This window comes from Seohaeicola zhoushanensis, from assembly GCF_014656415.1.
GTDB lineage: Bacteria > Pseudomonadota > Alphaproteobacteria > Rhodobacterales > Rhodobacteraceae > Seohaeicola_A > Seohaeicola_A zhoushanensis.
In genome coordinates this window covers 162,482-183,599 of sequence record NZ_BNCJ01000005.1, presented here as the reverse complement: position 1 = coordinate 183,599, position 21,118 = coordinate 162,482, and the positions used below count along the sequence as shown (strand labels likewise).

The 21,118-nt window shown below is 67.5% G+C and carries 23 protein-coding genes; 13 read left to right on the top strand and 10 right to left on the bottom strand.

The genetic code is table 11. The features are described from left to right. Positions 1–31 precede the first annotated feature (31 nt). The gene (locus IE266_RS11955; RefSeq protein ID WP_189680319.1) at positions 32–472 is read right to left on the bottom strand and encodes a hypothetical protein; all 441 of its coding nucleotides are present in this window, start codon (positions 470–472) and stop codon (positions 32–34) included. 204 nt (positions 473–676) lie between these two features. Here IE266_RS11955 and IE266_RS11950 point away from each other — a divergent pair, with 204 nt between their 5' ends. The 5 genes from IE266_RS11950 to IE266_RS11930 all read left to right on the top strand — a co-directional run bounded on the left by IE266_RS11950 (position 677) and on the right by IE266_RS11930 (position 4,512). Next, positions 677–1,606, top strand: a complete 930-nt coding sequence (locus tag IE266_RS11950) for an AEC family transporter (RefSeq protein ID WP_189680318.1) — start codon at positions 677–679, stop codon at positions 1,604–1,606. 19 nt (positions 1,607–1,625) lie between these two features. Continuing rightward, positions 1,626–2,456, top strand: coding sequence for an S-formylglutathione hydrolase (gene fghA / locus IE266_RS11945; protein ID WP_189680317.1), 831 nt, complete (start codon positions 1,626–1,628; stop codon positions 2,454–2,456). Continuing rightward, a complete protein-coding gene (locus IE266_RS11940) occupies positions 2,453–2,899 on the top strand; it encodes a YaiI/YqxD family protein (protein ID WP_189680316.1) in 447 nt (148 codons plus the stop codon). The genes fghA and IE266_RS11940 overlap by 4 nt, the downstream gene beginning before the upstream one ends. An 84-nt stretch (positions 2,900–2,983) precedes the next feature. Then, positions 2,984–3,604, top strand: a complete 621-nt coding sequence (locus IE266_RS11935; protein WP_189680315.1) for an HAD family hydrolase — start codon at positions 2,984–2,986, stop codon at positions 3,602–3,604. Then, entirely contained in the window at positions 3,601–4,512 is a 912-nt protein-coding gene (locus tag IE266_RS11930; RefSeq protein WP_189680314.1) for an ornithine cyclodeaminase family protein, read from the top strand. Before IE266_RS11935 ends, IE266_RS11930 begins: the two co-directional genes overlap by 4 nt. Here the strand turns inward: IE266_RS11930 and IE266_RS11925 are convergent. The 4 genes from IE266_RS11925 to IE266_RS11910 all read right to left on the bottom strand — a co-directional run bounded on the left by IE266_RS11925 (position 4,509) and on the right by IE266_RS11910 (position 10,130). Next, complete coding sequence (locus tag IE266_RS11925) at positions 4,509–5,351, bottom strand: DMT family transporter (protein ID WP_189680313.1); 843 nt, start codon at positions 5,349–5,351, stop codon at positions 4,509–4,511. The genes IE266_RS11930 and IE266_RS11925 overlap by 4 nt on opposite strands. Before the next feature lie 159 nt (positions 5,352–5,510). Next, positions 5,511–7,250, bottom strand: a complete 1,740-nt coding sequence (locus IE266_RS11920) for a hydantoinase B/oxoprolinase family protein (protein ID WP_189680312.1) — start codon at positions 7,248–7,250, stop codon at positions 5,511–5,513. Beyond that, positions 7,247–9,295 (bottom strand): hydantoinase/oxoprolinase family protein, encoded by a 2,049-nt coding sequence (locus IE266_RS11915; protein WP_189680311.1) that lies wholly within the window; start codon positions 9,293–9,295, stop codon positions 7,247–7,249. The genes IE266_RS11920 and IE266_RS11915 overlap by 4 nt, the downstream gene beginning before the upstream one ends. Positions 9,296–9,350: 55 nt before the next feature. Further along, positions 9,351–10,130 carry a copper chaperone PCu(A)C gene (locus IE266_RS11910; RefSeq protein ID WP_189680310.1) on the bottom strand — a complete coding sequence of 260 codons (780 nt, stop codon included), beginning with the start codon at positions 10,128–10,130 and terminating at the stop codon, positions 9,351–9,353. A gap of 82 nt (positions 10,131–10,212) precedes the next feature. On the opposite strand from IE266_RS11910, the gene IE266_RS11905 reads away from it, so the two are divergent. The 4 genes from IE266_RS11905 to IE266_RS11890 all read left to right on the top strand — a co-directional run bounded on the left by IE266_RS11905 (position 10,213) and on the right by IE266_RS11890 (position 14,595). Then, on the top strand, positions 10,213–11,553 hold the full coding sequence (locus IE266_RS11905) for a hypothetical protein (protein ID WP_189680309.1): 1,341 nt from the start codon (positions 10,213–10,215) through the stop codon (positions 11,551–11,553). Between the two features lie 145 nt (positions 11,554–11,698). Next, positions 11,699–12,979 (top strand): ABC transporter substrate-binding protein, encoded by a 1,281-nt coding sequence (locus IE266_RS11900; protein WP_189680308.1) that lies wholly within the window; start codon positions 11,699–11,701, stop codon positions 12,977–12,979. Positions 12,980–13,171: 192 nt separating this feature from the next. Then, positions 13,172–13,903 carry a Crp/Fnr family transcriptional regulator gene (locus IE266_RS11895; RefSeq protein ID WP_189680307.1) on the top strand — a complete coding sequence of 244 codons (732 nt, stop codon included), beginning with the start codon at positions 13,172–13,174 and terminating at the stop codon, positions 13,901–13,903. 287 nt (positions 13,904–14,190) lie between these two features. After that, a complete protein-coding gene (locus IE266_RS11890; RefSeq protein ID WP_189680306.1) occupies positions 14,191–14,595 on the top strand; it encodes a response regulator in 405 nt (134 codons plus the stop codon). A gap of 6 nt (positions 14,596–14,601) precedes the next feature. Here IE266_RS11890 and IE266_RS11885 read toward each other — a convergent pair whose 3' ends face one another. Both IE266_RS11885 and IE266_RS11880 read right to left on the bottom strand, forming a co-directional pair. Beyond that, the gene (locus IE266_RS11885; protein WP_189680305.1) at positions 14,602–15,081 is read right to left on the bottom strand and encodes a VOC family protein; all 480 of its coding nucleotides are present in this window, start codon (positions 15,079–15,081) and stop codon (positions 14,602–14,604) included. An 88-nt stretch (positions 15,082–15,169) separates the two neighbouring features. Further along, the gene (locus IE266_RS11880) at positions 15,170–16,216 is read right to left on the bottom strand and encodes a calcium-binding protein (RefSeq protein ID WP_189680304.1); all 1,047 of its coding nucleotides are present in this window, start codon (positions 16,214–16,216) and stop codon (positions 15,170–15,172) included. A gap of 176 nt (positions 16,217–16,392) precedes the next feature. On the opposite strand from IE266_RS11880, the gene IE266_RS11875 reads away from it, so the two are divergent. The 4 genes from IE266_RS11875 to IE266_RS11860 are packed head-to-tail and all read left to right on the top strand — an operon-like array spanning position 16,393 to position 19,665. Continuing rightward, positions 16,393–17,322: a branched-chain amino acid ABC transporter permease gene (locus tag IE266_RS11875; RefSeq protein WP_189680303.1), complete on the top strand. Its 930-nt coding sequence runs from the start codon at positions 16,393–16,395 to the stop codon at positions 17,320–17,322. Continuing rightward, the gene (locus tag IE266_RS11870) at positions 17,319–18,263 is read left to right on the top strand and encodes a branched-chain amino acid ABC transporter permease (RefSeq protein ID WP_189680302.1); all 945 of its coding nucleotides are present in this window, start codon (positions 17,319–17,321) and stop codon (positions 18,261–18,263) included. The genes IE266_RS11875 and IE266_RS11870 overlap by 4 nt, the downstream gene beginning before the upstream one ends. Beyond that, a complete protein-coding gene (locus IE266_RS11865; RefSeq protein ID WP_229864052.1) occupies positions 18,260–18,970 on the top strand; it encodes an ABC transporter ATP-binding protein in 711 nt (236 codons plus the stop codon). Before IE266_RS11870 ends, IE266_RS11865 begins: the two co-directional genes overlap by 4 nt. Next, positions 18,970–19,665 carry an ABC transporter ATP-binding protein gene (locus tag IE266_RS11860; protein WP_189680301.1) on the top strand — a complete coding sequence of 232 codons (696 nt, stop codon included), beginning with the start codon at positions 18,970–18,972 and terminating at the stop codon, positions 19,663–19,665. Before IE266_RS11865 ends, IE266_RS11860 begins: the two co-directional genes overlap by 1 nt. 157 nt (positions 19,666–19,822) lie before the next feature. Here IE266_RS11860 and IE266_RS11855 read toward each other — a convergent pair whose 3' ends face one another. Genes IE266_RS11855 through IE266_RS11845 form a run of 3 tightly spaced genes read right to left on the bottom strand, consistent with a single transcriptional unit; the run spans position 19,823 to position 21,050 of the window. Then, the gene (locus IE266_RS11855; RefSeq protein WP_189680300.1) at positions 19,823–20,173 is read right to left on the bottom strand and encodes a DUF1428 domain-containing protein; all 351 of its coding nucleotides are present in this window, start codon (positions 20,171–20,173) and stop codon (positions 19,823–19,825) included. Continuing rightward, a complete protein-coding gene (locus IE266_RS11850) occupies positions 20,170–20,646 on the bottom strand; it encodes a VOC family protein (protein ID WP_189680299.1) in 477 nt (158 codons plus the stop codon). Before IE266_RS11850 ends, IE266_RS11855 begins: the two co-directional genes overlap by 4 nt. Then, positions 20,643–21,050, bottom strand: coding sequence for a VOC family protein (locus IE266_RS11845; protein ID WP_189680298.1), 408 nt, complete (start codon positions 21,048–21,050; stop codon positions 20,643–20,645). The genes IE266_RS11850 and IE266_RS11845 overlap by 4 nt, the downstream gene beginning before the upstream one ends. Positions 21,051–21,118 lie beyond the last annotated feature (68 nt).

Below are 21,118 nucleotides of genomic sequence, written 5' to 3'. Positions count from 1 at the left end.
GTGAGTAGGCGTGGGGATCTGACCAACGTTGTTATTCTGAGAAGATGACGACTTCACCGAACCTGTTCATGGGAATCTCCACTTCTCTGGTGTCAGATTCAGTGGCGGCTGGCTTGGCCCAAAACGATTTTTGCGTATACCTTATTTTCACTGTGCCCGCGTAATGTTTGATTCTTCGCTCCCTTGCCGTTCCAGGAAGACCGTTCGAGCTCCTCTCGGAGAAGTGGCAGCAGTTCGGGAACTCTTTTCGAAACTCACTCACGCTTCCGTATGTCTTGTGGTAAACCTTTACATATTCGCCATCTGAATTCTTGCGGAGAGCAACGCTGGTCTCATGCTCAATAAAATAACCAATTGCCAGACTGATAATCTCTTCTCTTGTCGCCTCCGCTGCCGGTAAACTCTCAAAATATCGAAAAGCATAAAGCGAAAATAATGCAGCGCCGAACATAATTAATAGTTTCATTGTCATCAATCTGTTCCGCTGAAACTTCGCTATTGAGGTTAAGTGTCCACACGCAACCGTCAAGCTGGTTCTTCTTTCTGACGAGGGCAGTGACAGGCTGCGGTTTCTGGGTGGACCAGCCGATGCTGCGGGCCGATGACTCCCGCACAGCGGTTGCCCGTGCCAACACCGCTTGCGGCCTCGCCGCCAAACCGCTAACCCGTTGGCGCAATGATCGACATCTTCCTGCGCACGCTGCCGTTCTTCGCGATCATCGGCCTTGGCTACTGGGCCGGGCATACCCGTTTCTTCACTGCCGAAGCGACGGCCTACCTGACCAAGTTCGTCTTCTTCTTCGCGCTCTCGGCGATGCTGTTCCGCTTTGCGGCCAACCTCGACATGGCGGCGGTGTTCAACGGGCGGCTGATCGCGGGCTATCTCTGGGGCACGGCCTTTGTCTATGGCATCGCCACGGTGGTGGCCTTCGTGCGCGGGCTGAACGTGCAGGTTGCGGCGATCGAGGCGCAATGCGCGGTGATCGGCAATGTCGGCTTCCTCGGCCTGCCGATGTTCGTGCTGCTGTTCGGCGAGGCCTCGATCGGGCCGATGATGATGGTGCTGGCGACCGATCTCATCGTCTTCTCCAGCCTGATCGTGATCCTCATCAACGGCGCGCGCGACGGGCGGATGCGGCCAGCGGTGTTGAAGACCGTGGGGATCGGGCTGCTGCGGAACCCGATGATCGTGGCGATCACCGGGGGGCTGCTGTGGAGCGCCTTTGCCATTCCGGTGCCGGCGGTGATGAATGATTTCCTGACCATCCTGGGCGGCGCGGCGACTCCCGGCGCGCTCTTCGCCATCGGCGCCTCGCTGGCGGGCAAGTCGGCCGAGCGCATCGAGGTGGCGGGCTGGCTGACCTTCTGCAAGCTGGTGCTGCACCCGGTCTTCGTGGCGGTGAGCGTGCTGGTGATCTTCCCGCTCAAGCCCTTCGAAGCCACCATCGTGATCGCCGCGGCGGCGATGCCGGTGGCGGGCAACGTGTTCATGCTGGCCCAGCATTACGGCGTCGCGGCCAAACGGGTGTCTGCGGCGATCCTGTTTTCGACGGCCGCGAGCATCCTGACCTTCCCGCTAGTGGTGGCCTGGATCGCGCCGTCCTGACCTTTTCAAGGAGACCGAGATGAAGACCCTATCCGAGAATGCCTGTTTCGGCGGTGTGCAGGGCGTGTACACCCATGCCTCAAAGGCCTGCGCCTGCGACATGACCTTCGGGCTGTTCCTGCCGGAAGCTGTGAAGCGGGGACCGGTGCCGGTGCTGTGGTATCTCTCAGGGCTGACCTGCACCCATGAGAACGCGATGGTGAAGGCCGGCGCGCAGGGCTGGGCCGCGCGCGAGGGCATCGCGCTGGTGTTCCCCGATACCTCGCCGCGGGGCGAGGGGGTGGCCGATGACGAGGCCTATGACCTCGGCAAGGGCGCGGGGTTCTACGTCAACGCGACCGAAGAGCCCTGGGCGCCGCATTACCGCATGTGGGACTATGTCGCCGAGGAGCTGCCGGGGCTGATCGGGGCCAATTTCGCGCTGGACATGGAACGCCAGGCGATCACCGGCCATTCGATGGGCGGGCATGGCGCGCTGACGCTGGCGATGGGGTTGCCGGGGCGGTTCCGCTCGGTTTCGGCCTTTGCGCCGATCTGCAATCCGAGCGGGGCGGACTGGGGGCGCAAGCAGCTGACCGCCTACCTCGGCGCCGACGAAACCGCCTGGGCCCGGCACGACGCCTCGAAGGTGATGCGCGAGACGGGCTTCGACGGGCCGCTGCTGGTGGACACCGGGACCAAGGACCAGTTCATCGACCTGCTGCGCCCCGAGACGCTGGCCAGCGCGGTGGCCGAACGGCGCCAGCAGGGCGAGCTGCGGCTGCAGCCGGGCTATGATCACAGCTATTTCTTCGTGGCGAGCTTCATGGAGGATCACGTCAGCTTCCACGCCGAGGCGCTGGAGGCGTGATCTATGTCGACGCAGATGCCTGCCCGGTGAAGGCCGAGGCGGAGCGGGTGGCGACCCGGCATGGGCTGAAGATGTTCCTGGTCTCGAACGGCGGGCTGCGTCCGCCGGCCAACCCGCTGGTCGAGACGGTGATCGTTGCCAGCGGCGCGGACGAGGCGGACAAGTGGATTGCCGAACGCTGCGGGCCGGGCGACGTGGTGGTGACGGGCGACGTGCCGCTGGCGGCGAAATGCGTCGCCACCGGGGCGCGGGTGCTGCGCCACAACGGCGAGATCTTCACCCAGGCCAATATCGGCGGCCAGCTTGCCATGCGCGACCTGATGGCGGATCTGCGGGCCGCCTCGCCGCTGGCACAGGGCGGCGGGGGCAAGCCCTTTACAAAGGCGGACCGGTCGCGTTTCCTTGACGCGCTCGAACGCGAGATCCGTGCGGCCAGGCGCTGAGGCCGGGCCGGAAGCGGGCAAATTTTTGGGAAAAATTTGCCAAAAATCCTTGAAGGATTTTTGGCGCGGGTGGGGGTGGCAGGCATGAAACCGGAAGCGGTGATCTTCGACATCGGCAATGTGCTCATCGAGTGGCAGCCGGAACGCTTCTACGACCGGGAGATCGGCGAGGCGCGCCGCCGCGCCATGTTCGAGGCGGTCGACCTGCACGAGATGAACAACCGGGTCGACCGGGGCGAGCATTTCACCCGGACGATCTATGCCGTGGCCGAGGCCACGCCGGAATGGCGCGACGAGATCCGCATGTGGCACGACCGCTGGATCGAGCTGGCGACGCCGGTGATCGCGCGCTCGGTGCGGCTGATGCAGGCGCTGCAGGGCAAGGGCGTGCCGGTCTTCTCGCTGACCAACTTCGGCATCGAGAGCTATGATTACGCGGCGACGCATTATCCCTTCCTGCGGGAGTTCGACCGGGATTTCATCTCGGGTCACATGGGCGTCATCAAGCCGGATGCGCGGATCTACGAGATGGTCGAGGCGGGCTGCGGGGTGCCGCCCGAGCGGCTGATCTTCACCGACGACCGGGCCGAGAACATCGCGGCGGCGGCGGCGCGGGGGTGGCGGACGCATCTGTTCGAGGGGCCCGAGGGCTGGGCGGCGCGGCTGGTCGCCGAAGGATTGCTGAGCGAGGAGGAAGCGGCATGAATGTTCCGGTGATCGGCTTTGCCGAGGGCGAGGCGGGGCTCGACTGGCTGGGCCTGACCGAGGCGCTGGCGGCGGGGCACGCCCTGCCCAAGGCGAAGATCGCCGATACCTTCCTCTACCGCGACCCCGACACGCTGCTGTCGCGCGCGGCCTGGATCGACGGGATGGGGATGGCGGTCAAGTCGGCGACGGTCTTTCCGGGCAACCCGGCGCAGGGCAAGCCGATGGTGAATGGCGGGGTCTGCCTCTACTCCGATACCGACGGGATGCTCGAGGCGATTGTCGATTTCCACCTGGTGACCAAGTGGAAGACGGCGGGCGACAGCCTGCTCGGCGCGCTGCGGCTGGCGCGGGCGGACAGCGCCTCGGTGCTGATCGTCGGCGCAGGCACGGTGGGGCATTCGCTCTGCGAGGCCTTCGCGGCGGGGTTCCCGGCCGCGAAACAGGTGGTCTGGAACCGGACCACCGCCAAGGCGCATGACCTCGCGGCCCAGGTGCCGGGCCTCGCGGTGGCCGAGGACCTGGAAGCGGCGGTGCGGGCGGCCGATATCATCGTCTGCGCGACGATGTCCTCCGAGCCGGTGATCAAGGGCGAGTGGCTGCGCCCCGGCCAGCACCTGAACCTGATCGGGGCCTATCGCCCCGACATGCGCGAGGCCGATGACACGGCGCTGCGGCGCGCGAGGATCTATGTCGACAGTTTCGACACCACGCTCGACCATATCGGCGAGCTGAAGATCCCGCTGGCGCAGGGGGTGATCGCGCGCGAGGACGTGCTGGCGGATTTCTACGGGCTGGAGCGGTTCGCGCCTGCGCCGGAGGAGATCACGCTGTTCAAGAACGGCGGCGGCGCGCATCTCGACCTGATGACGGCGCGGTTCGTGCTGGACCGCTGGCGCGCGGCCTAGAAGCCCAGGGCCGCGACCCCGGCGAAGACCAGTCCGACGCCGCCCCATTGCGGCAGCGAGACCGGCTCGGCCAGGAAGAGGCGGGCCAGCACGATGGTGACGACGCCGAAGACCGAGGAGGTGGCGGCGGCGAATTCCGGGTTGGGCAGGGTGCCGGCGGCGGTGACGAGGCCGAGCGCCAGCGCGTCGAACAGGCCCATCCCGGTCAGCGTCGCGCGGTGGCGGCTGACCTGCGAGAGACGCTGGCGGGTGAGGGCGAGCAGAGCGATCATCAGCCCGATGGCGGCGAGGCGGGCCATCAGGATCACCGGCAGCTCGGCGCCGATCCGGGTCGCGGCCTGCGACAGGCCGAAGGTCAGCGCGAAACCCACCGCGCCAAGCGCGCCCCAGCCCACCGCGGCGGCGCGCGAGCCGTTGCCGGCGCCCTCGTCCGAGAGCAGCGCCACGGCGATGACCCCGCCGACGATGGCGGCGATGGCCAGCGCATCGGCAGTGCCGAGCGGCGAGCCGGAGAGCCAGGCCCAGCCGACCGAGAGCACCGGGAAGGCGCCGACCACCGGGGCCACCAGCTTGACCGGGCCGATGCGGAAGGCGAGGTAGAGGCCGAAGCAGCCGACCACATAGGCGATGCCCGAAAGGGCGGCGAGCAGCGTGGCCTGGCCGGTCATCTGCGCCCAGCCGCCGAGGCCGAGGGCCAGCGGCAGGGTGAAGAGGGTGCCGATCAGCAGCACGCTCAGGATGGCGGGGGCGATGGCGAGCCCCTCGCTGATGCGGCGCACCAGCAGGTCATGCACGCCCCAGGCGAGCGCCGCCGCGATGCCGAGAATGACGCTGCCCATCTGGGATATCCGTTAGACTGCACTGCCTCGGGGCTTAGCGGCGCGGCAGCCGAAAGGGAAGGCCCGGCGGCGGATGTCGCCTGGGGGCGCTGCCCCCGCCGCGCCTGCGGCGCGACTCCCCCGGAGATATTTTTGAAGAAGAGAAATTGGGGGTTCCGGTCAGCGGCGGCGCAGGGCGCGGGTGGCGGTCTCGTCGATGGCGAGAGGGTCGGTGGTGAGGGCGACGCCGAAGAGGGTGCGGGCCTGCTCGGGCGTGTAGCGTTGCAGGCGGACGTCTTCGAGCACCGCTTCGGGCGCGCGGCGGAAGGGGTCGCCGTAGCCGCCGCCGCCGGGGGTCATCACCCGGACGCGGTCGCCGGGTGCCATGGGGATGTCCTGTTCCTTGGACAGGTGCTCGGGCTTGTAGGGGGCGCCGTTCTGCCAGACCGTCACCCGGTTTACCGCGCCTTCGCCGCCGCCGAGCGCGCCCTGGGGGCCGAAGCGGCCGTGGTCCATGACGAAGCTGGCGCGGGCGGAACCGCGCCACAGTTCCACCTCGTAGTCGAGGCCGAAGCCGCCGCGGTGCTGCCCGGCGCCGCCGGAGCCCTCGTGCAGGGCGTAGCGGCGGTAGAGCACCGGGAATTGCTGCTCCATTATCTCGATCGGCGGCGCCTTGGAGATGCCGATGGTGGAGCAGCCGTTGGCCAGCCCGTCGTGGTCGGCATTGCCGCCATAGCCGCCGCCGCTGATCTGATACATGACGAAGTCGCGGCCGCGCGCCGGGTCGTGGCCGCCAAGGGCGAAGTTGCCCGAGGTGCCGGCGGGGGCGGCGGTGACGCGGTCGGGCAGGGGGGTGACCAGGGCGGCGAAGACCGCCTCGGCGATGCGTTGCGAGACCTCTGCCGCGCAGCCGGAGACGGGGCGGGGGTAATGGGCGTCGAGGAAGGTGTCTTCGATGCCGGTGATGGTCAGCGGCTCAAAGGCGCCGGTGCTCATCGGAACCTCGGGGAAGATGTGGCGCATGGCGAGGTAGACGGCGGAATAGGTCGTGGCGCGGACCGAGTTCATCGGTCCGGCGCAGGGGGCGGAGGAGCCGGTGAAATCGAAGGTGAGGTGGTCATGGTCCTTGGTCACGGTGAGGCGGATGGCGAGCGGTTCGTTCACCACGCCGTCGCTGTCGATCCAGGCGGTGGATCGATAGGCGCCATCGGGGATGTCGGCGATGAAGGCGCGCATCTGGGTGGCGGCGCGGGCGCGCAGTTCGGCGATGGCGGCGCGCACGGTCTCGTCGCCGTAGCGGTCGAGCAGCTCGTTGAGACGCTGTTCGCCGACCAGCAGGGCCGCCGCCTGGGCCTTGACGTCGCCGATGCGCTGGTCGGCGACGCGGATGTTGGAGCAGATGATGGCGAAGATCTCGGCGTCGAGCTGGCCCTGCTTGAACAGGCGCACCGGGGGCAGGCGCAGGCCTTCCTGTTCCACCGCCGTGGCCGAGGCGGAGAATCCGCCGGGCACCGCGCCGCCGGTGTCGGGCCAGTGGCCGGTGTTGGAGAGCCAGCAGAAGATCTCGCCGTTGCGGTAGAAGGGGCGGGCGAAGCGGACGTCCATCAGGTGGGTGCCGCCGAGGTAGGGGTCGTTGACGATGTAGATGTCGTCGGGCTGCGGCGCGGCGGCCTTGCCGGCGGCGATCATCTCGATCAGCGTGCGGGTGGAATACTGCATGGTGCCGACGAAGACCGGCAGGCCTTGCGAGCCCTGCGCGATCAACGAACCGTCCTCGGCGGCGTAGATGCCGTCGGAGCGGTCGTTGGCCTCGGCGATCACCGGCGAGAAGGCGGCGCGGGAGAAGGAGAGGTCCATCTCGTCGCAGACCTGTTGCAGGCCGGCCTGGATGACCGAGAGGGTGATCGGGTCGAGGGTCATCGCGCGACCTCCACGATGAGATTGCCGCCGGCGTCGGTAGTCACGCGGTCGCCGGGTTCGATCAGGATGGTGGTGTCCATCTGCTGGATCACCGCGGGGCCGGTTAGCCTGGCATCGGCGGGCAGGTGGTCGCGCCAGTAGACCGGGGTCTCGTGCCAGTCGTGGAAGAAGACGGGGCGGCGGGTGATCTGTGCCTCGTGGACGGTCGCCTTGCGCTCTTCCTGGGCGATCAAGGTGGCGAGGTCGATTTCGGGGCGAGTACCGATCACCGAGCAGTTGGCGTTCACCAGGTTGGCCCGGATCTCGGGCAGTTCGACGCGGAAGCGGCGGAAGTAGGCTTCCTCGAACAGCCGTTGCAGGGTGTCGGTGTCGACGTCGGGGCGGTCGAGCGGCACGCGCAGCAGGTGGGTCTGGCCGATGAACTGCATGTCGACCGAGTAGAGGCGGCGGATGGCGGCGGCCTCGATGTTCTCGCGGGCGATCAGCGCCTCGCCCTCGGCGGTCTGGGCGGCGAAGACGGCGTGCAGGCGGGCCGGGTCGAGCCGGGCGAGCGGTGTGTTCAGGGTCTGCACGAAGTCGTGCCGCAGGTCGGCGACGAGGCAGCCGATGGCATTGGTGATGCCGGGGCGGCAGGGGACGAGGACGCGGGGGATGCCGAGTTCCTTGGCCAGCGCCGAGGCGTGCAGCGGCCCGGCGCCGCCGAAGGCGAAGAGGGCGAAGTCGCGGGGATCGGCGCCGAGCGAGAGCGAGACCATGCGGATGGCGCCGGCCATCTTGAGGTTGGCGATGCGGATCACCGCCGCCGCCGCATGGGTGGCGTCGAGACCAAGCGGCGTGCCCAGCTTCTCTTCGAAAACGGCGCGGACCGCCTCCAGAGAGGTGCCTTCGACCGAGGCGAGGCGGGCCGGGTCGAGGCGGCCGAGCAGCATGTTGGCGTCGGAGATCGTCGGCTCGGTGCCGCCGCGGCCATAGCAGATGGGTCCGGGCGTGGCGCCGGCGCTTTCGGGTCCGACCTCGAGCAGGCCCGCCGGGTTCACCCGCGCGATCGAGCCGCCGCCGGCGCCGACGGTGCGCACATCGACCATCGGGACGTGGATCGGCATGGCGTATTCGATCTCGATCTCGTTGGAGACGGTCGGTTCGGCGCCGCGGATCAGGGCCACGTCGGTGGAGGTGCCGCCCATGTCGTAGGTGATGAGGTTGGCGATGCCCGCCTGCCGGCCGGTATAGGCGGCGGCCATCACGCCCGAGGCGGGGCCGGACATCACCGTCTTGGCGGCCTCCTCGGCGACGCGGGCGGCCGAGACCATGCCGCCGTTGCCGTTCATCACCAGCACCTCGCCGTCATAGCCGGCGTTCGACAGTTCGGCGGTCAGGCGGCGGATGTAGCGGGCGATCAGCGGTTGCACCGAGGCATTCACCGCCGCCGTCACACCGCGCTCGAACTCGCGGCTTTCCGAGAGGAGGGCGTGGCCCATGGTGATGTGATCGTTGGGCCAGATCGCACGCAGGATCTCGGCCGCGCGCAATTCGTGGGCGGGGTTGGCGTAGGCGTGCAGGAAGTGGACGACCACCGCCTCGCAGCCCTGAGCGATCAGCGTCTCGCCAGCGGCCCGGACGGCGGCCTCGTCCAGCGGGGTCAGCACCTCGCCGGCGGCATCCATGCGTTCGGACACCTCAAGGCGCAGGTCGCGGGGGATCAGCGGGCGGAATTCGCCCTTCATGCCATAGGCTTGCGGCCTTGTCCTGCGGCCGAGTTCGAGCACGTCGCGGAAGCCCTCGGTGGTGATGAGCCCGGTCTTCGCCAGCTTGCGTTCAAGCACCGCGTTGGTGGTGGTCGTCGTGCCATGCACGATGAGGTCGAGCGCCGGCAGGTCGCAGCCCGCCGCCCGGAGCGCGTTCAGGACACCGAAAGCCTGGTTGTCGAGCGTGCTCGGCACCTTGGCGAGGCGGACGCGGCCGGTGGCCGGGTCAAGCTCGACCAGATCGGTGAAGGTGCCGCCGACATCGACGCCCACCACGGCGCCTGCGGATTTCTCTGCCATGACCGCTCCGGAAAATCATTCGTGTGCAAACATTCTTCCGAAGCGTGGCGGCCTGTCAACGGACGTCTATGAGCGCGATGGCCCCGACCGGCTCGCCACCGGCATAAAGCGCGCGGTGATCGTGCGAATTCAGCACCACGCGCAGGATGTGCTGGCCCTTGGGCAGGGCGCCGACATGGGCGGTCGTGCCATACATGCGTTGCAGCTTGAGGCCGCCGAGGTAGAGGTGCGCGTGGCCCTGGCCGGGCACGTTCTGGCCGTCGACCCCCTGGGCGGTGAGCTTGAAGGCCCCCGAATCGAGTGTGATTATCCAGCCCTCGCCATCGGGGCGCAGGTCCATGACCACCTTGGGGGCAACCTCGACGGGGCCGAGGTCGAGCTTGTTGTCCATGCCGTGGGCGGCATGGTCGCCGGGGGCGGGCGTGGAAATGCGCGCGCGGGTCGAGACCTCGCCGGCGGTCTCGAAGACCAGGGTGAGCGGCAGCATCCGGCCTTCGTCGAGCGCGCCGTCGATGCCGGAGAGCTCGACATGCGCGCCATCGGCCGAGAGGCTGGGGGTGCTGCCGGCCGGGATGGGCAGGCCTTCGGGCGCGGTGCCGCCGACAATCGCGGCGCTCTGCGCGGCGTCGGAGCGGACGGCGACCAACCGGTCGGGGCCGCCGCGGTTCTCGATCTGGATGGCCACCATCACCGCGCCGGGCGTGCCGGGCATGGCATAGGCGGTGGCCGAGGAGAGCAGGGGCGCAGGCGGACCGGCCAGCGGAGACAGCAGGTAGGCCCCTGCCAGAACGGCAATGGCCACCGCCAGAATGGCCAGCTGTTTTGCGACTTTCATCCCTGTCTCCGGCGGGTAATGTGGTCCGGCGATGACTCTCACCCAAGAAAACCTCTTTCGCAAGCGCAGGTTGGCCGGTTTTGTGACACTCATACCGGCCAAGGCGGGTGCGCATGCCTCCGAGCAGGGCCTCGTGCTGCTGCTGCCGACCGATGTCTATATCTCGGCCGGGGCGGCGAGCGTGGCCGCGACGGTGTTGTTGCTGGCGCTGGTGCCGGAGCGCTGGCTGGCGCGGCTCTTCGCGCCGTTGTGGCTGGGGCGGTGGCGGCGCGGGCACTGGCGGGTGGTGTCCAGCCTGGCCTCATTCGCGGTGCTGATGGCGCTGCTCTGGGCCGGGATCGCCGGGGCGCGCGATCCGCTGTCGAACCCCTTGCCGCTGGCGGTCTGGACGGTCTGGTGGATCGGTTTCACCGTGGCGGTGGGCACGCTGGGCGACCTCTGGGCCTGGCTGAACCCCTGGAGCGGGCCGGCGGCGGTGCTGCGCGCGCTGGGGCTGCGCAGTTCGTGGCACCTGCCGCATCGTGTTGCGCCCTGGCTGGCGCTGGCGGGGTTCCTTGGGTTCGGGGGCTTCCTGCTGGCCGATCCGGCGCCGTCGGACCCGGCGCGACTGGCGCGGGTGGTGGGGCTCTACTGGCTTGCGGCCTTCCTGGGCACGCTTGCCTTCGGGCCGCGCTTCCTTCTGCGGGCCGAGGCCTTCAGCGTGTTCTTCCGGGCCTATGCCCGGCTGGGTCTGTTCGCGCGCGGGCGGGTGGGGCTGACCGGCTGGCAGATCTTGCGGATGCGCGCGCCCTCGGTGGGGCTGGCGGTCTTCATGGTGGTGCTGCTGGGCAGCGGCAGTTTCGACGGGCTGAACGAGACCTTCTGGTGGCTCGCCCATATCGGCATGAACCCGTTGGAGTTTCCTGGCCGGTCGGCGGTGGTTTTCCAAAATCTGGCGGGGCTTTACGGCGCGAACCTCATGCTGGTTGCGGCCTTCGCGCTGGTGGTGCGGCTGGGGATCGTGCTGGCCGGGGGCGGCATCGGCTGGGCCGAGGGTTTCTGCCGCTTTGCCCCCACCATCCTGCCGATCGCGCTGGGCTATCACGTTGCGCATTACCTGACCGCGCTGCTGGTCGACGGGCAATATGCGCTGATCGCGGGGAGCGATCCGCTGGCGCGGGGCTGGGATCTGCTGGGGCTGGGGACGTTCTATGTCACCACCGGCTTCTTCAACACCACGGCGACGGTCAAGGTGATCTTCCTGACCCAGGCCGGGGCGGTGATTGTTGGGCACATGCTGTCGGTGGTGCTGGCCCATGCCATTGCCCTGCGCGCCTTCCCCAGCCCGCGCCGGGCGCTGCTGAGCCAGCTGCCGATGGCGGCCTTCATGGTGGCCTATACGCTGTTCGGGCTCTGGCTGCTGGCCTCGCCGCGGGGGGCCTGAGCGCAGGTCGCCGAAGCGGGACGCAGGCGGTCGGCGGGGCGGGGCGACGTAGGGGAAAGTGCTGGACAGGCCCACTTGGCCCTTGCACTATAACGACAAATCCCGCCCGAAGGGGCGGGACTCACCGCGCAACAGGGGAAATCTCATGTCCAAGCTGATCCAGCCGAGCCGCCGTGCGGCGCTGAAGACCATCGCCGGCGCCGCCGCCGGGGCGACGCTGCCGCTCTGGGCGCGCTATGCCCAGGCGCAGAGTTCGGCGCCGATCAAGATCGGTTTCCAGATGCACGCGACCGGCATCGGGGCGGCCTATGGGCGCTGGTATGACCGCACCACCCAGGCGGCGGTGAAGAAGATCAATGCCGAGGGCGGGATCAACGGGCGGATGATCGAGATCGTCACCGAGGACGACGGCACCGATCCCAAGCGCGGCGCAGAGGTGGTGGAGAAATTCGCCACGCAGCACGGCTGCGACATCGCTTTCGGCACGCTGTTCAGCCACGTGGTGATCGGCTCGGCCCCGCGGGCGGGCGAGCTGAAGCTGCCCTATTTCGTGGTCTCCGAAGGCCACCACGTCGCCTCGGGGATGCTGAACCGCTACACGCTGCAGCCCGGCATCACCGACGTGAAGAGCCAGGTGCAGGCGATGGCGCCCTATGTCGCCAACACGCTGGGCAAGAAGGTCACCATGATCTTCCCCGACTTCGCCTTCGGCCACGATCACCGCGACTATTTCACCGCCGCGATTGAGGCGCAGGGCGGCAAGGTGCTGGAGCACATCGCGATCCCGCCGACCGAGACCTCGTTCACCAAGTATTTCCCGAAGATTCCGCGGGATACGGAGGTTATCTACCACGTGATGGTCGGTCCCGCCGTGCTGACCTTCGTCAAGGAACTGGGCGAGTTCTTCGGGCCGAGCCGGCCCGAGATGTTCGGCTTCATCGACAGCCTGGAAGCGGTCGACATCAGCTCGCCGGGGCTGGAGTTCCTCGACGGCACCTATTTCTGGGAGGGCAACCCGCGCTATGCGCAGGCCAACCAGAGCGCGTTCGACAAGGCCTATCGCGAAGCGGTCGGGGTCGATGCCAACGGCGCCTCGGTGAGCGATGCCAAGGACATCTCGACCTATGCCCACATGTTCGGCTGCTGGGAGACGCTGCACGTCGTCAATGCGGGCATGGAGGCGGCCGGCTATGCCGGGCCGGCGGATCGCGGCAAGCTGATCGAGGCGGTCGAGGCGATGACCGACATGCCCGAGTCGGCGGCGCATCCGCAGGGGGCGAAGCGGTTCAACGGCAAGACGCACCAGGTCTTCGGGCATCAGTACATCACCAAGGTCGAAGGCGGGAAGCTTGTGCTGCAGCACACCACCTCGATCGAGGACACGCTCTATCCGGACGAAGTCGATTACACGACACAGCCGCTCTGAGGCGCGGAAGGGCCGAGATCCCTCGCGGATTTCGGCCCGTTTTCCTTCAATGAAAACAGCGGCCAGGCAGCGAATTCCTCGCAGGAATTCGGACGTTTTCCGTTCCGGAAAACGCGCGCGGCAGCGTCGTCGGGAACCAATTCACGATTTCGGCATTTAAACCACGACATAGGAAACGTGGGGCCGACAAACATGCCTGGAATAACCTGCAAGACCTGCCCGCTGCGCAAGCACAACCTGTTCACGCCGTTCAGCGAAGACGAACTGGCCTTCATGGGCACCTTCAAGACCGGCGAATTGCGCGTCGACCGGGGCTCGACCATCCTGCTGGAGGGATCGAGTAGCCCGCAGCTCTTCACCGTGCTCGACGGCATGGGCACGCGCTACAAGACGCTCGAAAGCGGGCGGCGGCAGGTCATCAACTTCGTCTTCCCCGGCGATTTCGTCGGCCTGCAGGCCGGCATGATGGGCGAGATGAAGCATTCGGTCGAGGCCACGACCGACATGACGCTCTGCGTGTTCCGCCGCGACGACCTCTGGCGTCTGTTCAGCCATCACCCCGAGCGCGCCTACGACCTGACCTGGATCGCGGCGGTCGAGGAGCATTTCCTGGGCGAGACCATCGCCTCGCTCGGCCAGCGCGACGCGATGCAGCGGATCGCCTGGGCGCTGGTGCGCATCTTCGAGCGGCTGAAGGCCACCGGGTATGGCAAGGGCGACACCGTGCCCGTGCATTTCCGCCAGCAGGACCTGGCCGATGCGCTGGGCCTGTCGCTGGTGCATACCAACAAGACGCTCCAGGCGCTGAAGGCCAAGGGACTCGCCACCTGGCGCGATGGCAAGCTGCAACTGCGCAAGCTGGCGGAACTGGCCGAGTTGGCGCTGATCGACCCGGAGGGTTTGCAACAGCGGCCGCTCATGTAAGAGCGCCGGCCGGTCTCGGCGGAGACCGGCCGAAAATTAAGAAACATTAACCAGGTATGTCACAGTTTATTTCGCGCCCTCAGCGGGTTGGTTAGACAGGCCGGGTAAACCGCGCCGAACTCTCAAGGTTCCTCAGGACAGCGCCGGCGCCGAAGGAAGTGCAACAGTGCCCTTCGGATTTTCTGGCGTAGCCGCGCGGCGGCAGCGCCGAATTTGGGGGTCTGCCGACCATGTGTGACGATTGCTCCGACATGTCTCCGGATCTGGCTTGTCCGGAGGTGGATGAAGTGCCTGCCCTCTACGAGCCGGACGTGGGGCAGGTGCCCGGAAGGCCGGCGCGTCTTGCGGCTGCGCTGATCCTCGAGGACAACATGATCATCGCCCTGGATGTGAAGGATATCCTGGCCGAACTCGGCGCCGGGACAGTGCATGTCGCGAGACGCGTCTCGGAGGCGCTGCGCATCCTCGACGAAACCCATGTGACCTTCGCGCTGCTGGACGCCGACCTAGGCATCGAGACCTCGCAGAGGGTGGCCTGGGCCTGCGTCGAGCGCGGCATCCCCGTGGTCCTCGCTACCGGCTATGGTGACGACGCTGCGGTCATGGCGTCGTTCCCGAAGATCCCGGTGCTGGACAAGCCCTATTCGACCGCCGGGCTGCGCCGGGCCGCGCTCGACGAACCGGACGCCTGATCGTGTTCAGCCGCGACGGGCGGCGTCGATCTGCGCCACGTCGATCTTCTGCATCTCCATCATCGCGGCGAAGGCGCGCTGCGCCTCGGCGCCGCCTGCGGTCAGCGCCTCGGTCAGCGTGCGCGGGGTTATCTGCCAGGAGACGCCCCACTTGTCCTTGCACCAGCCGCAGGCACTTTCCTGGCCGCCGTTGCCCACGATGGCGTTCCAGTAGCGGTCGGTCTCTTCCTGGTCGTCGGTGGCGATCTGGAAGGAGAACGCCTCGGTCTGCTGGAAATGCGGGCCGCCATTGAGGCCGAGGCAGGGGAGGCCGAAAACGGTGAATTCGACCGTCAGCACATCGCCCTGGTGGCCAGAGGGATAATCGCCCGGCGCATGGTGCACGGCCGTCACCTCGCTGTCGGGGAAGGTGTCCGCGTAGAACCGCGCCGCGGCTTCGGCGTCCTTGTCGTACCAGAGGCAGATGGTGTTCTTGGGGGTGGGCATGGGATGCTCCTGTGCATGTCGGGTCCGGGCGCGACATCAACGTCCCGCGCGCGCCGATGTTCCATGTCGGCCCGGCGCGGCGGGGTTCTCAGAAAAAGAACATGTCGCTGTAGATACCGGCATCGACGATGCTGACCTGGTCTTCCCTGATGATCGTGCCGGGCGTGAACCGGATAGCCTCCTGGCCCGAAAGCATCAGGATTCCGCTCGCCGGATCGTATTCGACGTATCTGCCCGGCGTGGAAGGTGTCAGCGCGACGGCATCCATGGAACCGACGATGGTCGCCGCGATCTCCAGCCGGTCGTTGCCGCGAAAGTCGCGGATGTCGGCGCCTACGCCCTTGGGAAAGAAGCCGTTGTAGAACACGAATGTATCGGCCCCCTTGCCGCCCCGGTAGATGGTGGCGTCGCCCGCGTCGCTGCCGGATATCGGCGACAGCAGAAAGGTGTCGCGTCCCGCGCCGCCCAGGACGACTCCACCGGGGTCGTTGTAATAGATGCGGTCGTTGCCGGCGCCGCCCCGAAGGGTCATTTCGTTCCTTGCACCGTCGCGCAGCAGCCCGTTCACGACGATGGTGTCGTGGCCGCCGCCGCCGTCGACCACCAGCCTGTCGTAATAGCCTCCGGTCACGGCGATCCGGTCGTTGCCGCCGCCTGCGTCGAGTCGCAGGGTCAGGTCCTGGGTGTTGCGGAAACCGAAGGCGGCGATGATGTCTTCGCTGCGGGCGGTCCCGGTGACGTCATAGGCAACCACCGGGTCGGATGTGGTGCGGCCTTGATGGTCGGTGACGAAAAAGTCGATGTGCTCCACCGAGGTCAGCGTGCCGCCATAGGTGCCGAGGTCGATCACCGTGTCTTTCGGCTCGTAGATCACCCTGTATTCGATCCGGTCCTGGCCACGTCCGCCGTCGAACCAGACCGCGCGATTCAAAGCGCTCAGGCCGCCGTATTCGTCCCAGATGAACCAGTCCATCCTCAGTTCGTCGGCACCGGCATTGCCGAACAGCCGATCGCGTTCCTCGAACCAGGCAATGGTATAGCTGTCGTCGCCGCCCCGGCCGATGAAGGTCTCGTTCCGGTCGAAATCGGTCGTGAAATCGTTGTCCTGGCCGTCGCCAATTACTCTGTAGCGCATAATATCCCGTCCTCTGAAAATTGCCTGGAGGGTAGGGCGGAGCCGCCTCGGGTTCAACCGCGGGAAACACATTCCATGGGCAATCGGGGGCGCTTTGGTGAGCATAGGGCGCCGGATGCGAATTCCTTGCGCCAAGCCTCTTGCCCGGTGCCTGCTTCGCTGGCAGGGTCGCGCCAATGGACTTTGGCCCCTATCTTTTGCTCGCCTCGCTCGAAGGGGCCGTGACCGCGGCGGTGCTGGCACTGACGGCGGTCGGACTGTCGCTTGTCTTCGGTGTCATGCGGGTGGTGAACGTCGCCCATGGCGAGTTCTTCATGCTCGGCGCGGTGCTGGCCTGGTGGGTCGCGCATCTGGTGGGTGATGCGCATCCGGCGGTGGGCTTCCTGCTGGCGCTGGTGGTGGCGCCGCTGCTGGTGGGCGGTATCGCGGTGCTGGCCGATGTCACGGTGCTGAAACGGGTGAACTACGACCCCGAGCGGACCATCGTGGCGACCATCGGGATTCTCTATATCCTCCAGCAGGTTACGCTGATGACCTACGGCCCGGACGCGCGGCCGGTCGAGCCGCCCTTCAACACTCGCCTGGCGCTGCCCTTTGTCGAATGGGGCGAGAATGGTTTGCAGCTCTACTGGCCCTGGGGTCTGTCGACCACCTCCTACAAGCTGGCGGTGATCGGGGCGGCGGTTGTGGTGCTGCTGGGGGTCTGGGGGCTGATGGCGCGCACGCGCATCGGCCTGTTGATGCGTGCAACGCAGCTCGACCGCGACATGGCGCTGGCCTTCGGGATCCCGGTCGAGCGGGTCTATGCCATGGTCTTCGGCATCGGCGCGGGGCTGGCGGCGCTGGCGGCGGTGCTGATCGTGCCGATCCAGCAGGCGCATTACCTGATGGGGGGCGACCCGCTGCTGCTCTCCTTCATCGTGGTCATCATCGGCGGGCTGGGCAGCCTGCCGGGCACGGTTCTGGCGGCGGTGCTGATTGGCCTCAGCGATGGCATCATCTCGGTCTTCTTCTCGCCGACGCTGGCCAAGATCCTCGCCACGCTGCTGGTGGCGCTGGTGCTCGTGTTCCGCCCGCAGGGGCTGTTCGGGGTGCGGCGCGCATGAGCGACGGCGCGCGGAGCCTGGCGCTGCACGGCGCGCTGCTGGCCCTGCTGCTGGCCGGGGCCTTCGTGCTGCCGGCCTATCACCACGGCGTGCTGGCGCGGGTCATGGTGCTGAGCGTCTATGCCGCCGGCTACAACATCATGTTCGGCTATACCGGGCTGCTGAGCCTCGGCCACGCGCTGTTCTTCGCCGCGGGCATGTATGGCATGGGGCTGGCGGTGCAGCACGGCGGGGTGACGCCGGCGCTGGGGCTGCTGGCCGGGCTCGGCTGCGGGCTTGCGGTGGCCTTCGCGCTGGGGCTGCTGGCGCTGCGCACGGCGGGCGTGGCCTTCATGATCGTGACGCTGATGTTCGCGCAGGCGGGCTACCTGACGGTGCTCTACTTCGGCCCCTACACCCGGGGCGACGAGGGTTTCGTGCTGCAGGGCGCGCAGCGGGTGCTCTTCGGCTTCGACCTGTCCGATGCCGGGGTGCGCTACATCGCGGCGCTGATCCTCTTCGCGGCGGTGCTGGTCGGGGTGCTGGCGCTGGTGCGATCGCGCTTCGGCCGGGTGCTGGTGGCGATCCGCGAGAACGAGGAGCGGGCGCGGATGCTGGGCTATGACACCTTCGCCCACAAGCTGGGCGCGGTGGTGATCTCGGGCGGGATCGCGGCGCTGGCGGGGGCGGCTTATGGGCTGCTCTTCGGCTATGTCGGCGCGACCTTCGCCTCGGTGCAATATTCGATCTTTCCGCTGCTCTGGGTGCTGCTGGGCGGCGCGGGCACGGTGATCGGGCCGTTTCTCGGCACGCTGTTCATGTTCTATCTGATCGACCTTTCAAGCGGTTACACCTCGGCCTACATGCTGATCGCCGGCGTGGTGCTGGTGGCGTTGACGCTCTTCGCGCCGCAGGGGCTGGCAGGCGAGCTGCGCCGCCGCATCTGGCGGGGGCTGCCGTGAGCCTGCTGCAAACCCGCGCGCTGACCCGGCATTTCTCGGGGCTGAAGGCGGTCGAGACCGTCGACTTCGACCTGCCCGAAGGCGAGGTGCGGGCACTGATCGGGCCGAACGGGGCGGGCAAGACCACCTTCGTCAGCCTGCTCTGCGGGCGTATCCCGCCGACCTCGGGGCAGGTGATATTCGACGGGCGCGACATCTCGGCCCTGCCGGCGCACCGGCGGATCAACCTCGGGATGGCCTATACCTTCCAGATCACCTCGGTCTTCGCCAACCTGCCCGTCGCCGAGAACGTGGCGCTGGCGGCGCGCCGGCGCGAGGCGACATCGGCTGGCGTGGCCCGCGCCGTGGCCGATGCGCTGGAGCGGGTCGGGCTGGGCGACCGGGGCGACCAGAACGCGGGCGACCTAAGCTATGGCCACCAGCGGCTGCTGGAAATCGCCATGGGCCTGGCGCAGGCGCCGCGGCTGCTGATCCTCGACGAGCCGACCCAGGGGCTGGCCGATGCCGAGATTGCCGCCTTCAAGGCGCTGGTGCGCGAACTGGCCTCCAGCACGACGATCCTGCTGATCGAACACAACATGAGCGTGGTGATGGAAACCGCCGACCGGGTCAGCGTGCTGAACTTCGGCCAGATCCTGGCCGAGGGCACTCCGGCCGAGATCCGCGCCAATCCGGCGGTGCAGGCCGCCTACCTGGGGACCGCCTGATGCTGGAGATCGACCGCATCGACGCCGGATACGGCCGCGCCCAGGTGCTGCGGGGGCTGTCGCTGAGGATCAGCCCCGGCGAGATCCTCTGCCTGCTGGGACGCAATGGCGCGGGCAAGACCACCACGATGAAGGCGATCATGGGCCTGCTGCCGCTGACCGGCGGGCAGGTGCGGCTGGACGGCCAGGTGATCTCGGAGCTGCCGGCGCATCGCGTGGCGGGGGCGGGGATCGGCTATATCCCGCAGGGGCGGCGGCTCTTCTCGGAGCTGACGGTGGCGCAGAACCTGGAGATCGGGCTGCGGGTGAAAAATTCCGGCCCTGAGGTGCTGGAAGGCGTGCTGGAGCTTTTCCCGCGCCTGCGCGAGCGGATGGGGCAAAGGGCGCAGACGCTCTCGGGCGGCGAGCAGCAGATGCTGGCCACCGCGCGCGCGCTCTGCGTCGAGCCGCGCTACCTGCTGCTGGACGAGCCGACCGAGGGGCTTCAGCCCTCGATGATCGAGGCGATCCGTCAGGTCGTGGTAGTGATGCGCGACCGCGGCGTCGGCGTGCTGCTGGTCGAACAGCGGGTGGACGCCGTGCTCTCGGTGGCCGACCGGGTCGCTTTCATCGAGAACGGGCGCAACCTCGAGACGGTGGCGGCCGACGACCTGCGGCGCGATCATTCGGTGATCGAGCGGCATCTCGGGGTGTAAGGCGTCGCCTTGGGGGCGCTGCCCCCGCCGCACCTGCGGCGCGACTCCCCTGGAGATATTTGAAAAGAAGAGAAATATGGGGGCGGCGGTCTCTTTCCCCGTTCTCGGATATCCTTTCTGCGGCGGCATCGCCGCAAGGGCGATTTCGTTTTGGCGGCTAGCCTTCGGAAACCATCTCGAAGCCGCCGAAGACCATCCGCTGGCCGTCGAAGGGCATCTCGCCCATCTCGCCAAAGCGTGGGTCGGCCTCGATCTTCTTCCAGCCCGCGTCGCGGGCCTCCTTCGAGGGCCAGAGCACCCAGGAGAAGCAGACCGTCTCGTCCGCTTCGAGTTTCACCGCCATGGGGAAGGACGTCACCTTGCCCTCGGGCACGTCCGTGCCCCAGCAATCGACCACTTCGAGCGCCCCGGCCTCACGGAACAGCGCCACGGTCGCCTGCGAAAAGTCGATGAAGGCCTGTTTCTTCGCAGTCTTCACGGCGGTCAGCACGCCATCGATGTATTTCATGATACCTTTTCCCCCTCATGCGCCGCCCGCAAGGCGGCGAGGTCGAGTTTCACCATGCCGCGGATTGCCTCCTGCACCCGCAGGCTCGCCGCCTTGTCGTCGGAGAAGGCGAGGTCGAGGACCGCCTCGGGATAGACCTGCCAAGTCACGCCCCAGCGGTCGGTCAGCCAGCCGCAGAGTCCCTCGCGCCCGCCATTGTCGAGGATCGCCTGCCAGACCCGGTCGGTTTCGGCCTGGTCCTTCGTCATCAGCGAGATCGAGGCGCTGGCGCTGGGTTTTTCAGTCGCGCCGCCGTTCAGCGCCGCGTAGGGCGTGCCGGCGAGGGTGAATTCCACCAGCATGGCGGGGCCGTCGCGGCCGGGCCGCAGCACCTGGTCGATCCTGCTCTCGGGCGCCAGGGTGCAGTAGAAGGCGGCCGCCGCCTCGGCCTCGCCCTCTCGGGCGAACCAGAGGCAGGTGCGAACGCGGCTCACCGGTGTTCCTCGGGGATGGTCGAGGCGTCGTACCAGAAGGGTTCCCAGACATGCCCGTCCGGGTCGCAGAAGCTGCGGCCATACATGAAGCCATGGTCCTCGGGGGCGCGGAACACCGAACCGCCGGCCGCCACCGCGGCCTCGACCATCGCGTCCACGGCGTCGCGGCTGTCAAGCTGCAGCGCGGTCAGCACCTCGGTGGTCTGGGTGGCATCGGCAATCGCGCGCGGGGTAAAGCCCTGGAACTTGTCCCGGTGCATCAGCATGGCGAAGCAGCTGTCGTTGATCTGCATGCCTGCGGTGTCTTCACCGCTGAAATGATCGTTGAATGTGAACCCCAGCGCGGAAAAGAACGCCCGCGACCGCGTGACGTCTGCAACACAGAGGTTAATGAAGGTATTCATGGCAAATGTCCTTGTCTTCCTGGTCCGGTCAGGTTGATTGACAGATATGTTGAAGTCAACTTAAATTG